At 41.6% G+C, this 12,699-nt stretch carries 10 protein-coding genes; 5 read left to right on the forward strand and 5 right to left on the reverse strand.

Annotation, left to right across the window (positions count from 1 at the left end):
• Positions 1-401 (reverse strand): helix-turn-helix domain-containing protein (locus W293_RS17160; RefSeq protein WP_037025970.1); only part of this gene is annotated, 401 nt, incomplete at its 3' end.
• Positions 402-838: 437 nt separating this feature from the next.
• Between W293_RS17160 and era the strand changes: the two genes are divergently transcribed.
• The gene (era, locus tag W293_RS0102290) at positions 839-1,804 is read left to right on the forward strand and encodes a GTPase Era (protein WP_051395131.1); all 966 of its coding nucleotides are present in this window, start codon (positions 839-841) and stop codon (positions 1,802-1,804) included.
• A 60-nt stretch (positions 1,805-1,864) separates the two neighbouring features.
• Complete coding sequence (recO, locus tag W293_RS0102295) at positions 1,865-2,635, forward strand: DNA repair protein RecO (protein ID WP_025650907.1); 771 nt, start codon at positions 1,865-1,867, stop codon at positions 2,633-2,635.
• A 42-nt stretch (positions 2,636-2,677) separates the two neighbouring features.
• Here recO and W293_RS15985 read toward each other — a convergent pair whose 3' ends face one another.
• Positions 2,678-3,403 carry a GspH/FimT family pseudopilin gene (locus W293_RS15985; RefSeq protein WP_025650908.1) on the reverse strand — a complete coding sequence of 242 codons (726 nt, stop codon included), beginning with the start codon at positions 3,401-3,403 and terminating at the stop codon, positions 2,678-2,680.
• Positions 3,404-3,985: 582 nt separating this feature from the next.
• Here W293_RS15985 and W293_RS0102305 point away from each other — a divergent pair.
• The 3 genes from W293_RS0102305 (at position 3,986) to mscL (ending at position 8,119) form a co-directional block, all read left to right on the forward strand.
• Entirely contained in the window at positions 3,986-5,269 is a 1,284-nt protein-coding gene (locus W293_RS0102305) for an OmpA family protein (RefSeq protein WP_025650909.1), read from the forward strand.
• Positions 5,270-5,625: 356 nt separating this feature from the next.
• On the forward strand, positions 5,626-7,476 hold the full coding sequence (gene typA, locus W293_RS0102310; protein WP_025650910.1) for a translational GTPase TypA: 1,851 nt from the start codon (positions 5,626-5,628) through the stop codon (positions 7,474-7,476).
• A 196-nt stretch (positions 7,477-7,672) separates the two neighbouring features.
• Positions 7,673-8,119, forward strand: coding sequence for a large conductance mechanosensitive channel protein MscL (gene mscL / locus W293_RS0102315; RefSeq protein WP_025650911.1), 447 nt, complete (start codon positions 7,673-7,675; stop codon positions 8,117-8,119).
• 134 nt (positions 8,120-8,253) lie between these two features.
• Here mscL and W293_RS0102320 read toward each other — a convergent pair whose 3' ends face one another.
• The 3 genes from W293_RS0102320 to W293_RS0102330 form a co-directional block, all read right to left on the reverse strand.
• Positions 8,254-8,694: a hypothetical protein gene (locus W293_RS0102320; RefSeq protein ID WP_025650912.1), complete on the reverse strand. Its 441-nt coding sequence runs from the start codon at positions 8,692-8,694 to the stop codon at positions 8,254-8,256.
• 322 nt (positions 8,695-9,016) lie between these two features.
• Positions 9,017-9,967: a bifunctional DNA-formamidopyrimidine glycosylase/DNA-(apurinic or apyrimidinic site) lyase gene (gene mutM, locus W293_RS0102325; protein ID WP_025650913.1), complete on the reverse strand. Its 951-nt coding sequence runs from the start codon at positions 9,965-9,967 to the stop codon at positions 9,017-9,019.
• Between the two features lie 66 nt (positions 9,968-10,033).
• Complete coding sequence (locus W293_RS0102330) at positions 10,034-12,586, reverse strand: RelA/SpoT family protein (RefSeq protein ID WP_025650914.1); 2,553 nt, start codon at positions 12,584-12,586, stop codon at positions 10,034-10,036.
• Positions 12,587-12,699 lie beyond the last annotated feature (113 nt).

Here is a 12,699-nt window from a genome sequence, read left to right on the forward strand (position 1 = left end):
CGCTTTTGACATCTAAGGGCGCTATGTAAGTTACCCCCTGCCTTTTTGTCAGTATAGATGTGTTGATATATCGATTCATGGCTTGGGACCTCTTGCCAACCCAGCATTCTCAGTCGCCCTGTGATTTGCTCAGGTGAGTAGTGCTTGCTGAGTAGATGATCAATATAGCACCAGCCAAAGCGGCTGATCTGTGAGCTATTCACAACTTTGCGCGCGTTTGCCAATCGATGGGCTTGTTTGGGGCGATAACCCCTTTGTCCCATGTTTCGCCTTATCTCTCGACTCACCGTTGATTTATGACAGCCAATAATTCTAGCTATTTCACTCATGCCTTTTTTAGCTTGCAATAGCGCTGATATTTGATATCTTTGCTCTTGGGTAAGATGTGTATAGTGTTTCATAACGTTCTGATATGTAGGAGTTGAAGTTTGAAATGCAACACGGCACATCTTACTCTTCAACTCATTCTTTTAAAACGTTGCACTTCTTATTTGAATCTAGGAAACAATAAATTTACATTTTTTTAAGTAAGGGTTATTTTTAAATAATACTTATTTTAAAACCGCAAATATCTCAAGCCAAGCATGGTGCTGCTATCTTATTTACTACCACTTTATTGTAGATAGCAGTAGAACTGCTGAGCTAATGATAAACCCCACAGGATAAATCTATGAGCAATCGTACTGACTTGCCATCAAATAATGAAGATAATACCGACGCTATGACCCAAAAAACAGACGTAAAACCAACGCCAGAAATCGCTGAATCAAAAAGTGCTGAATTAAATTCCGAGCACTCAGAAAACGACGATGCAGAAAACAACGATGCAGAAAATGATATGGCCATCGAAGAGTTTTTTTCGCCAAATAATAATGCGCGTATGGCTGAGGATTTTAAAGCAGGTTATGTGGCAATCGTTGGACGTCCAAACGTGGGTAAGTCAACCTTGATGAACCATTTATTGGGTCAGAAGTTATCTATTACGTCACGTAAACCGCAAACGACCCGTCATCGTATCCACGGTATTTTGTCCAATCATGAAATGCAAGCGGTGTTCGTTGATACGCCAGGTATTCATCGTAATGAAGTGCGAGCTATCAATGAGCGTATGAATAAGGCTGCCGTATCGGCACTGGTTGATGTCGATTTAGTTCTGTTTGTCGTCGACTCAGATCAGTGGCGTGACGATGATTTACTGGTTTTACAAAAGCTTGGTGATACTAATCTAACAGTAGTTTTAGTGATTAATAAAGCGGATACCTTAAAAGACAAAGGCAGCGTTTTACCATTAATCGAAACCTTTAGTGATAGCTTTGATTTCGCTGATATCGTTCCAGTTTCTGCATTAAAAAATCAAAACTTAGATCGTCTGCAAGAAGTTATTGCTTCGCATCTGCCTATTGCTGCGCCTATCTATGACACTGAGCAAATTACCGATCGTTCAGAGCGTTTCTTAGCCAGTGAAATTATCCGTGAAAAAATCATGCGCAGCGCGGGTGATGAAGTACCCTATGACTTAACGGTACAGATTGATGGCTTCAAAGACGAACCTGCGCATACCGATCCAAAGACGGGCCGCCCACGTAAAGCTTGTACCTTTATCGATGCGACGATCTACGTCGAGCGTAGTGGTCAAAAGGCAATTGTCATCGGTGATAAAGGTCAACGTATTAAACAAGTGGGTATGGATGCACGTAAGGATATGGAGCAGCTGTTTGATAAAAAAATCATGCTAACGCTTTGGGTAAAAGTGAAACGTGGTTGGTCTGATGACGAACGTGCATTGACCAGCTTGGGCTATTAACAGTGATTTAAGAATAGCATCTTTGAGTGCATTTTATGATCAGCGCTGAGGTAATGATAAATGCGTAATGAAGCATTGATTGGTTATTTGTTACACCAGCGCCCTTACCAAGAAAAACGCGCTTTATATTACCTATTCTCTCAGCAGCATGGGGTCATACATGGTATTGGTAAAAAAGGCGCGCCCTTATTTATGCCCTTGCAATTGTTTGCTACGGGTAAGCGGGATTTAAAGACATTCAGCCAGATTAATATCGCACCTCAGTACGTCGTACAAACAGATGTGCTTCTAGAAGACGCTACCGCGAAAACACTCACAGCCATTCCTTACGAAAACATCACTGGCCAACAGCAATACGCTGCCTTGTATCTAAATGAGATACTCTGGCGCTTATTGCCCACTGAAGATCCGATGCCAATCTTATGGCAGCATTATCAAGACAGTTTAGATAGGCTTAAACAGCCCTTGTCTGCTAATGAGCTGCGCTTGTGTTTGCGGCAATTTGAACAGTATCTATTTAACGAGTTGGGTTTTGCCTTGACGTTAACGCATGACAATGTTCAAGATAGCATTGAGCCTCACAGTGTCTATCGGTTCTTACCTGATGTCGGTTTGGTCCCCATTGTACAAGCTGAGTTTTTAGACAGTGCTAGCCTAGGGCGAACGGTTTTTGAGGGCAACGAGATAGTGCTGATGGTAGAGCAGGGAATAAGTGATGTCACACTTAATGCTTGGTCGCGTTTACATCGGCAACTGATTGACCATCTCTTAGATTATCAGCCGCTTCAAAGTCGCTTGCTTTGGCAACAGCAACAGCGTTATCAGTTATAGCTAAGGCATGAAAAAATTTAAAAGCTTTAACCTCAAAGCATGTTAGTCACCACAATCAGTAGGATGACTGTCATTAGGTTTAAAACTAATATTAGCGCCTTGACTGAATGATATTTGATACATCGCCTGACTGTATACTGAGCTTGGACAATACTTAAAGTGGCCAAAATGTCCGCGTGGCTTGCCGCTATCGCCATAGAATCTGACGTAACGACGTCTTCCTGCACGCAGATGTAGGGTGCCATATTTAGGGTTTAGGGTTTGTTCTTGTAATAAGTCATCTGTGCCGCTATCGAAATGCTGATTATCGTTGTTATCTACGAATAGCAACAAGGTTTTATTGCTGTTCTTATCGCAGCGACCATTGCTATCTGACAAACATACCAATATATTTTGACGGCGAATAAGACTCTCTACTTTCGCGAGCTTTAGCGTATCTGTTAAGCCATGCCTGATACGTTTGGCTTCCATGCTTGCTAATTGCGTCAAAATAGCTGGCGCAGCAATCGTTGTGATAATCGCGAGTATTGCAACGGTGACAATTAGCTCTACCAGCGTAAAACCATTTTGACTTGAAAGTTTATAAGCGTGTTTATCGTCGGTGGCATTCTGATTTAGAATCGTTTGTTTATGATTTATAGAAGAGATTTGAGACGTATAAATAAATATGATTGTACGGGCAAGCTTATTCTTAGCTAAGAGCAACTTAAGTAAAATAAATACAGATAGTTGTTGGCAATTTGACGATATTATATGTAATATAGCCATACGAGTATTACCTGTAACAAATTATGTATTTGATGCTATATTGATATGCCTATGATCACTATCACTCATTCTTGTCCGTAAACATGCAAGTTAATAACATTTAAGTTTTTGAGATAATCATCACTCTATGCACGTATCATTATCGATCAGATATTCATAATGGATTAATGTTGGTTATTACAATATAAACAGAATATATGTCTACTGTCAAAAAATGTTTCAATTAGTGAATAGATAGTTTTAACAATAGAGAAAAAATACTAGTTGTATTAAAATACCCTCAACCAACAGATACGCTTCGGTTTAGAATCTATTGCGGACTCATACACAAAAGGTAAAAATCGTAAGGTGTGTTAGTCCTCAGTAACTTAAGCTGGTCATTGTGTTTTAGTTACGACATTATCGTGTAATAATGTGTAGCTCGTTAACGAAAAAAGTTGTAAACTGAATTGATAATCGCTAAGCTACTTCTAAATTAGTTTTGCTTTGTAATTTAAAATTCGTAAAAGATGTCTATTTCGTAGCATCTTGAGAAGTAGTTTTGCTTAACGCATCACTAAAATTATCCTTTGGAGGAAGTCCATGAAATTGAATAAAATTGCTCTAGCTCTGGTAGCTGTAGCGGCTACACCTTTGGCAGCTAACGCTGGTGTTACTATTAGCCCATTGTTACTTGGTTATCACATGACTGAAGAATTCAGTGATACATCTGACAAACAGCGTGAAGTTCTACGTACTGGCAAACAACTTAATGAAGGCAGTACTTTGAACGGCGGTGTTGCTAAAGAAAGTAGCCTATACACTGGTGCAGCACTAGGTATCGAATTAACTCCTTCTACTCAGTTCCAAGTAGAGTATGGTGTATCTGATGCTAATGGTGAAGCTTCTGAAGATTCAGCGAAATCTGGCGCTAACCGTTTTGACATTGAACAAACTATGATTTCTGGTAACTTCTTAATCGGTACTGAAGAATTTACTGGTTACACTGATAGCCCGTTCAAACCATATGTTCTAATCGGTGCTGGTCAATCTAAGATTGAAGTTGAAAACCAAGAAGCCTATAATTCGAATGTAGAGACTAATGCTGATGGTAGTCCAGTTCGAGTTGATGCTGGTACTGAAGTATCAAACTCTAAAGATACTATCGGTAACCTAGGTCTAGGTGCTATGTATCGCATCAATGACGCGCTAAGCCTACGTGGTGAAGCTCGTGCGATTCATAACTTTGATAACAACTGGTGGGAAGGCATGGCCTTGGCCGGTCTAGAAGTTGTACTTGGTGGCCATTTAGCACCTACAGTAGCTGTTCCTCCAATGGTAGAGCCTATGGTTGAGACTCCACCAATCGTTGTTGTTGAATCTGATCTTGATTCTGACGGTGATGGCGTACCTGATAGCATTGATGCGTGCCCAGGCACTCCAATGAATGTTGTTGTTGATGAGCGCGGTTGCCCAGTACCAGTAGATATTACTGACGAGCTGAAAATGGAACTTCGTGTATTCTTTGATAACGACAAATCAGCTATCAAAAACCAATACAAACCTGAAATCGCTAAAGTAGCAGAGAAGATGCGCGAGTATCCTAACTCAACTGCACGCGTAGAAGGTCATGCTTCTAAAACTGGTCCTTCAGCACGTTATAACCAACGTCTGTCTGAAGCCCGTGCCGTTGCTGTGAAATCTATGTTGACTAACGAATTTGGTATTGCTCCAAACCGTCTATCAACCGTTGGTTATGGTTATGACCAACCAATCGCGCCAAACGACACTGAAGAAGGTCGCGCTATGAACCGTCGTGTTTATGCCATCATCACTGGTGACAAAACTATGACTGTTGAACAAACTAAAGACATGGTTGTTCAGTAAATAATAGCTAGACAGCTAACTTCTTAGTTATATCGTTACAAAAAAAGCTGCCCAATGGGTGGCTTTTTTTTATTTATGTACTGAGAAAAGCAACTTATTACGTAAATTAATCGTGCAATAATGTTATACTAGCGACCCAAACACTTTGTAGATTAACAAAGTGTACATTAGCATAGCTATCTGTACGATGGATTTTCCAGCATAGGTATTTGATTTTATTACTATTAATTAAATGAGTCTACAAATTGTGTAATCATTTAAGAGTCAAATAATCGTATCTTTCTGGTTGATAGTAAAAGTTTATCCAGCGGTGCTTACTGCTACTGCATTTTTTTAAGACGAAAAGAGCATTTTATATGGCGAACGATATCAAACACCTGCGTAACATCGCAATTATTGCCCACGTTGATCACGGTAAAACAACTTTGGTTGATAAACTATTACATCAATCTGGCACTTTTGGCGACCGTGCAAACATTGCTGAACGTGCAATGGATTCAGGTGATATTGAGCAAGAGCGTGGCATTACTATTTTGGCCAAAAACACAGCTATTCGATGGACAGATAGTACTGACGATACCGAATATCGTATCAATATTGTTGATACTCCAGGTCACGCCGATTTTGGTGGAGAAGTTGAGCGTGTTATGTCGATGGTAGACTGCGTGCTTTTGGTCGTTGATGCTGTTGATGGACCAATGCCACAGACTCGTTTTGTGACACAAAAAGCCTTTGAACAAGGTTTGAAACCAATTGTCGTTATCAATAAAATTGACCGTCCTGGTTCGCGCCCTGATTGGGTTATGGATCAAATCTTTGATTTGTTTGATAACCTTGGTGCCACAGATGAGCAGTTAGATTTTCCAGTGGTTTATGCTTCGGCATTGAACGGTGTTGCTGGTCTAGAAGCCGATAGCTTGGCTGATGACATGACACCACTTTTCAAAACTATCGTTGACGTTGTGCAGCCACCACAAGTGGATGCAGATGCGCCTTTCCGTATGCAAATCTCAAGCCTTGATTTTAATAGCTTTGTTGGTGTTATTGGTATTGGTCGTATTCAACGCGGTAAGATTAAAACAAATACTCAAGTAACGATCATTGATAAGCACGGTAACACGCGTAATGGTCGTATCTTAAAAATCATGGGCTATCATGGCCTTGATCGTATCGAAGTAGAAGATGCACAAGCAGGTGATATCGTTTGTATCACTGGTATTGACGCGCTTAATATCTCAGATACTATTTGTGATCCGAACAACGTTGAAGCCTTACCAGCATTGACGGTTGATGAACCAACGGTATCAATGAACTTCCAAGTAAACAACTCACCATTCGCAGGTCGTGAAGGTAAGTTTGTGACCTCACGTAATATTCGTGAGCGTCTTGAGCGTGAGTTGATTCATAACGTGGCTTTGCGTGTAGAAGACACTGAGTCCCCTGATAAATTCAAAGTATCAGGTCGTGGTGAGCTACATTTATCGGTGTTGATCGAAAACATGCGCCGTGAAGGTTTTGAGATGGGTGTATCTGGCCCAGAAGTTATCGTTAAAGAAGTTGATGGTAAGCTACAAGAGCCGTATGAAAATGTTGTCTTTGATATTGAAGAAGAGCATCAGGGTCCAATCATGGAGCAAATCGGCTTACGTAAAGGCGAGATGACTAACATGGAGCTTGATGGTAAAGGTCGTATGCGTATTGAAGCGACTATGCCAGCGCGTGGCTTGATTGGTTTCCGTTCTGAGTTTTTAACATTGACTTCAGGTACTGGTATCATGACGTCAAGCTTCTCACATTATGGACCACAAAAAATTGGTGATGTGGGTGGTCGCTCTAATGGTGTATTGGTCTCTATGACCAAAGGTGTTTGTCTAGGCTTTGCTCTGTTTAATTTACAAAAGCGTGGCAAACTATTTGCTGAGCCACAGCTTGAAGTTTATGAAGGTATGATCGTTGGACTTAATTCACGTAACGATGATATGGCGGTGAACCCAACAACTGGCAAGCAGTTGACTAACGTTCGTGCTAGTGGTACGGATGAAGCGTTGACGTTAACACCAGCTGTCAAGTTTACTCTTGAGCAAGCGCTTGAATTTATTCAAGATGATGAATTGGTTGAAGTAACACCAAAAGCGATACGTATCCGTAAGCGCTACTTAACTGAAAGTGAACGTAAGCGTCATGGTCGTAGCAAGAAAGGTGCTTAATAGCTTATATTAATACCAATAAATATTTAAAAAAAGGCTAACACTATGTTAGCCTTTTTTGCATTTTGCTATTATACCCATAATAAATGCATGAAATTTTCCTTATAATACCCAAATAATGCCTATTGTCTGATACTTCGTCGTATACTAAATGGGCTATAGTATAATCCAAAAATATTTTTTAGGAGGACACATTATGAGTATGGTATCTGAGTTTAAAGAGTTTGCTTTAAAGGGTAATGTGATGGATTTAGCGGTCGGTGTCATCATCGGTGGTGCTTTCGCAACCATTACCACCTCGTTGGTTGAAGACATTATTATGCCGATCGTCGCCTTTATCTTTGGCGGTGAGATTAACTTTAAGAATATGTTTCTCATCTTGGGTGATGCCCCTGAAGGTATCGCGATGACTTATGATGCCCTTAAAGAAGCTGGCGTCCCTGTATTAGCGTACGGTAGCTTTATTACAGTGCTTATCAACTTTTTAATTTTGGCCTTTATCATTTTTATGATGGTTAAAATGGTCAATAACATGCGTCGTGCTGACGAAGTAGAAGAAGTGGCGGTAGAGGAGCCTTCAGAAGAAGTGCAATTGCTTCGTGAAATTAGTGCAAAGCTTAGCAATACTAATATTACTAAATAAACCCATATTATTGGACTAGTAGAATATAAAAAAAGGCTAACGCGATGTTAGCCTTTTTTATTGTCAGTTCATAAAGTTGTTAGTATGAAGGTATGACTTAATAGTTAGAGAGTATTTAAAAAGATTTGAATATCTTACGGTCTTACTATCACATAGTCATTGGTATTGATTAAAATCTCTGATGGCTGATCGACGATGATACGCACGACATTGTTATCAGTGACTTGTGACTTATAATAGTTGTCTTCGGCAACGGTACAGCCCAAGCAACGTCCCATCGCATCCCACGGCTCTACAAATAACTTCTGCTGCGCTTGATCGGCGTTGCCACCGATAAGAGAGAAGGGTAAGCTGACAATATACGCTGCTGTACCCGCAATGGCAGTTACCAAACCTAATGGTTTGCCAACGATGGTATCGGCTGCCATTGTGCCATAAGAAGGCCCAAAATCTTCTTCATCAATTTCTATCGCTGCCAAAGCAGGCTGCATACTGGCCACAATTAAGCTTAGGCTGGTAATCATAGTGAAAATTTTGCGCTTAACGGTGCGTTGTGTATTGGCCTTAACAGTCATGGTGATATCCTAAAACTCGTAAGCAGTATGATGAATGGCTGCTGCTATTTTCACACAGAGACAATTTCCCTATATAAGCAATGCGGCAACGATAAATAGATTGATTATTACAGATAAATAAATGCTTTGCACTATTTATGTAAGCTCTTTTACTATTAAAGCAAGATGTGCGTCAATAAGCAACAAAAATGCGTGCGATATAATCGCTTTAGCGACAAAACTTACTATCATCAAATGACGAGCAGATTATCGCTATATCGGTGCTGGCTTACAGCATAGATATACAGAATTGATATCATAAAGCCTAACCATAGCAGTAGACTTATTTTAGTGGCTGGCAATCGGGGCAGTATACGCTAGCTCGTCCATTCAGCTTAATATTTTCGAGTGCCGTATGACAGTGCGGACAGGCTTCGCCTTGTCGACCGTAGACATTTAATGTCTGTTGGAAATATCCAGTTTGCCCGCTAGCGACCGTGAAGTCTCGTAAGGTCGAGCCGCCCAGTTGTATCGCTTTTTGTAGAATCGTTTTAATATGATCGACCAAAATCGCAATATCATCATACGACAACAGGTGAGCGGGAGTAGCCGGATGTATTTTGGATAGATACAGACTTTCGGTCGCATAAATATTGCCAACGCCAACCACGACTTGCTGTTCCATAATGACGGATTTGATGGCTCGAGTGATTGGCTGTTTTTTAGGTTTTGCTTTACTCGCCATTTTTTTACTAGCTGTGGTTTTGACCGTTGTTTTATCAGATAAATCCGTGCGTTGGATCAGCTGATATAAATAATCTGCGGTAAAGGACTTTGATAATGGCTCAGGACCTAAACGCTCTAGTAGCTTAGGGCCATAATCCTCATACCACAATACCGAGCCAAAGCGTCTAGGGTCATGATAGTGTAATTGTATTGGCCCATCATCAGCACTGTTAAACACCATCACTAAATGGTCATGTTTACGCTTCTCAGTGCCAGCGCTATGCTGTTGTAAGCTACCCGACATGCCCAAATGAATGAGAAGTTGACGCGGTGCTAATGTAGCAAGCCCAGTAGTGACATTACTTTTAGGTAAGGGGGATGAGAAACTCAATATCAAATACTTTGCTCGGCGCTCGACACTATCCAAAGTGCAATCAATCAATTGAGTCAAGTCATCAGGCATCGACCAACGTAGTTTTGGTTGGAAGACTTTAACATTGGTTACTTGCTGACCTAATAGCGGCGCAAGGCTGGTTTTGGTGGTTTCTACTTCGGGTAACTCAGGCATAGTATTTCTTATGAAAACTCTATTATGGATTAAATATATTCTCGGGAAATTGTGCTAGCTTAATAATCAGGCAACCGCACGTCGAGCATGTAAAATGCCATGCTGCTGCTCAAGCTTGGCTAAGAGCTTGGATAAATGTGCCAATCCTGACACTTCAATATGAAACTTTAAAAAGGCAATATTATCGTCATTGCTAAGAGTCTCAACTTGACGAATATTAACATTTTCTTTGTCGATAATTTGGGTTAAGTCGCGCAACAATCCACGTCTGTCATAAGCTTCCACATGAATATCGACAGGTTGATAGCGACCTGATTTTACGCGCCAAGCGGCATCGATTTGACGCTCAGGGTCACGTTCAATGAGGCGCAAATATTCTGGGCAGCCCCGATTATGCACGCTAACGCCGCGTGACAAAGTGATATAACCGGCAATAGGCTCACCATGTACTGGGTGGCAGCAGCCTGCTAAGTTGATCTCAATATTGTCTAGACCATCGATATGGATTTTATACGCATCAAGCTTGCCCGCGTCTCTGGCATCGACGCTGGGTGTGAAGTCTTCCTCTGGTCTCTCTGGCTCTAAGTGTAGCTGACGAGAAATATGGCTGGTTAGCTGGTTTAAGCCAATCTCACCTGTGACCAAACCGACAACGATATCGTCCGTATTATTAACGTGAAAAAACTGCGTGTAATCGTTAAGATCAATACTGTTGGGGTGGACGGATAAACGCTCAAGCTCTTTACTAAGCATGTGCCGACCAATCTCAATGTTTTTGTCACGGTCTTGTTTATTAAACCATTGACGCAGTTTTGAGCGCGCCCGATTGGTATGAATATAACCGAGTGAGGCAACCAGCCAATCACGATTAGGCTCGCGGGACGCTTTGGTAATAATCTCCACTTGTTCGCCAGTTTTTAGCTGATAAGTGAGTGGTACATAGCGTTGATTGACACGTGCAGCTTGGGCACGGTTACCGACTTGCGTATGCACGTAATAAGCAAAATCAAGGACGGTGGCGCCTTTTGGGAGTTCGGTAATATCACCATCACGACTAAAGATATAGATGCGCTCGAGCTCATCAAAATCAACCAGTTGTTCTTCTTCGTCAAACTCAATTTCGTCTAGCTCATCGCCGTCCAATATCGCCGAACGTGGTTGATTGCGTGTTTCGTTATTAATAGAAAGCAGTTGACGCAGCGAGCTGATTTTTTGATTGAGATAATTGTCTTTTTTGTTCTTTAGTCCTTCTTTGTAATTGACATGAGCACACATGCCAAGCTCGGCCTCAAAGTGCATTTCATGGGTACGAATCTGTACTTCGAGCGATTTGTTTTCGGCAATGACCGCCGTATGTAGCGAGCGATAGCCGTTAGATTTAGGATTGGTAATATAGTCATCAAACTGCTCAGGAATATAGCGCCACAGACCGTGTACCAGTCCAAGAACATGGTAACAGTCGGAAGGATTGGTCACCAAAACGCGCAGCGCACGGATATCATAAAGCTGGTCAAACGATAAGCCTTTGAGCTTCATTTTTCGATAGATAGAATAGATGTGCTTGACGCGCCCCGACACTTCACCAGCGATATCAGCTTCTGCCAGCGCCTCATTGAGCTTATCTTGTACGCGCTCGATATAAGACTCACGCTCACTGCGTTTTTCAGACAATAGCTTGGCAATCTCTTTATAACGCTCAGGAGCGAGATAACGAAAGGCGAGGTCTTCAAGCTCCCATTTAAGTTGGGCAATCCCTAATCTATGGGCCAGTGGGGCATAAATCGTCATGACCTCACGCGCCACCCGGTTTTGCCGCTCTAGATGAGAAAAGGTCAATTCGCGCATGGCAAAGGTACGTTCAGCCAGCTTAATCAGCACCACACGCACGTCATTGGTGACGGAGATGAGCATACTATAAATATTCGATAGCTGATCACGCTGATTGTTGACGAAGTGGTCTTCTAAGCGTTTGTTACTTTCGATGATTTCCGACAGTTTCCCCATCGCCAAGGTATCTTTGACCAAGGTGGAGATATCATTGCCAAATTTTTGCTCAATTTCAGCCAGACTGATGATTGATTTTCGGGCACTGCGATAGAGCATCGCAGCCACGAGTGCATCTTCGTCTTGATAAAGATAGGTTAAAATATCGGTCATGCCAATACCAGTAACATAGGCACCGGAGCGTTCAGATTCGCTAGTATTCATATGACTACGGATAAAATTACAGGCAGCGCTAAGGTTGGGGACAGACTCTTGCCCGATACGCTTGGCCACATTATCTAACCATGCCGGCACATCAATATTGGCATTATTTAGATCAATCTCTTCAAGCTCCTCTTCTGAGAGAATATGAGCATCGTCTAAAAGCTGATTGTCCAAATATTCGTTTTTGAGATTTGGGTCATGACTGTGGTAAGCGTGTTGTGCAGAGCGATCAAAAGTCGTGTGCAGCTTATGGGTGGCCAGTTGGTATTTGATATCGAGTGGAATTTGAGCATAGCTGTTGGCAGACTGGTGAGAGCGTTGGCTCGCTACCAGTTGTGCCGCTAATGTCGCACTATCGGCTTGTGTGGTCTGTCCATCTACCAACGGTAATCCTTCACGAATTTTTACCATAGCCGACTCCTCTTAGCTATTTCGAATTGATTATAATCTCGTCTACTTTATACAAAACCTCAACTTATAAAACGCATAAGTGGACAGCTATAAATCAATATAGCCGCTAAAAA

It is taken from the genome of Psychrobacter sp. TB67 (genome assembly GCF_000511065.1).
Taxonomy (GTDB): Bacteria; Pseudomonadota; Gammaproteobacteria; order Pseudomonadales; family Moraxellaceae; genus Psychrobacter; species Psychrobacter okhotskensis.

Excerpts from the sequence above, each read along its gene's own strand:
- era (WP_051395131.1), top strand. The coding sequence starts at position 839 with ATGGCCATCGAAGAGTTTTTTTCGCCAAATAATAATGCGCGTATGGCT.
- recO (WP_025650907.1), top strand. The coding sequence starts at position 1,865 with ATGCGTAATGAAGCATTGATTGGTTATTTGTTACACCAGCGCCCTTAC.
- W293_RS15985 (WP_025650908.1), bottom strand. The coding sequence starts at position 3,403 with ATGGCTATATTACATATAATATCGTCAAATTGCCAACAACTATCTGTA.
- W293_RS0102305 (WP_025650909.1), top strand. The coding sequence starts at position 3,986 with ATGAAATTGAATAAAATTGCTCTAGCTCTGGTAGCTGTAGCGGCTACA.
- typA (WP_025650910.1), top strand. The coding sequence starts at position 5,626 with ATGGCGAACGATATCAAACACCTGCGTAACATCGCAATTATTGCCCAC.
- mscL (WP_025650911.1), top strand. The coding sequence starts at position 7,673 with ATGAGTATGGTATCTGAGTTTAAAGAGTTTGCTTTAAAGGGTAATGTG.
- W293_RS0102320 (WP_025650912.1), bottom strand. The coding sequence starts at position 8,694 with ATGACTGTTAAGGCCAATACACAACGCACCGTTAAGCGCAAAATTTTC.
- mutM (WP_025650913.1), bottom strand. The coding sequence starts at position 9,967 with ATGCCTGAGTTACCCGAAGTAGAAACCACCAAAACCAGCCTTGCGCCG.
- W293_RS0102330 (WP_025650914.1), bottom strand. The coding sequence starts at position 12,586 with ATGGTAAAAATTCGTGAAGGATTACCGTTGGTAGATGGACAGACCACA.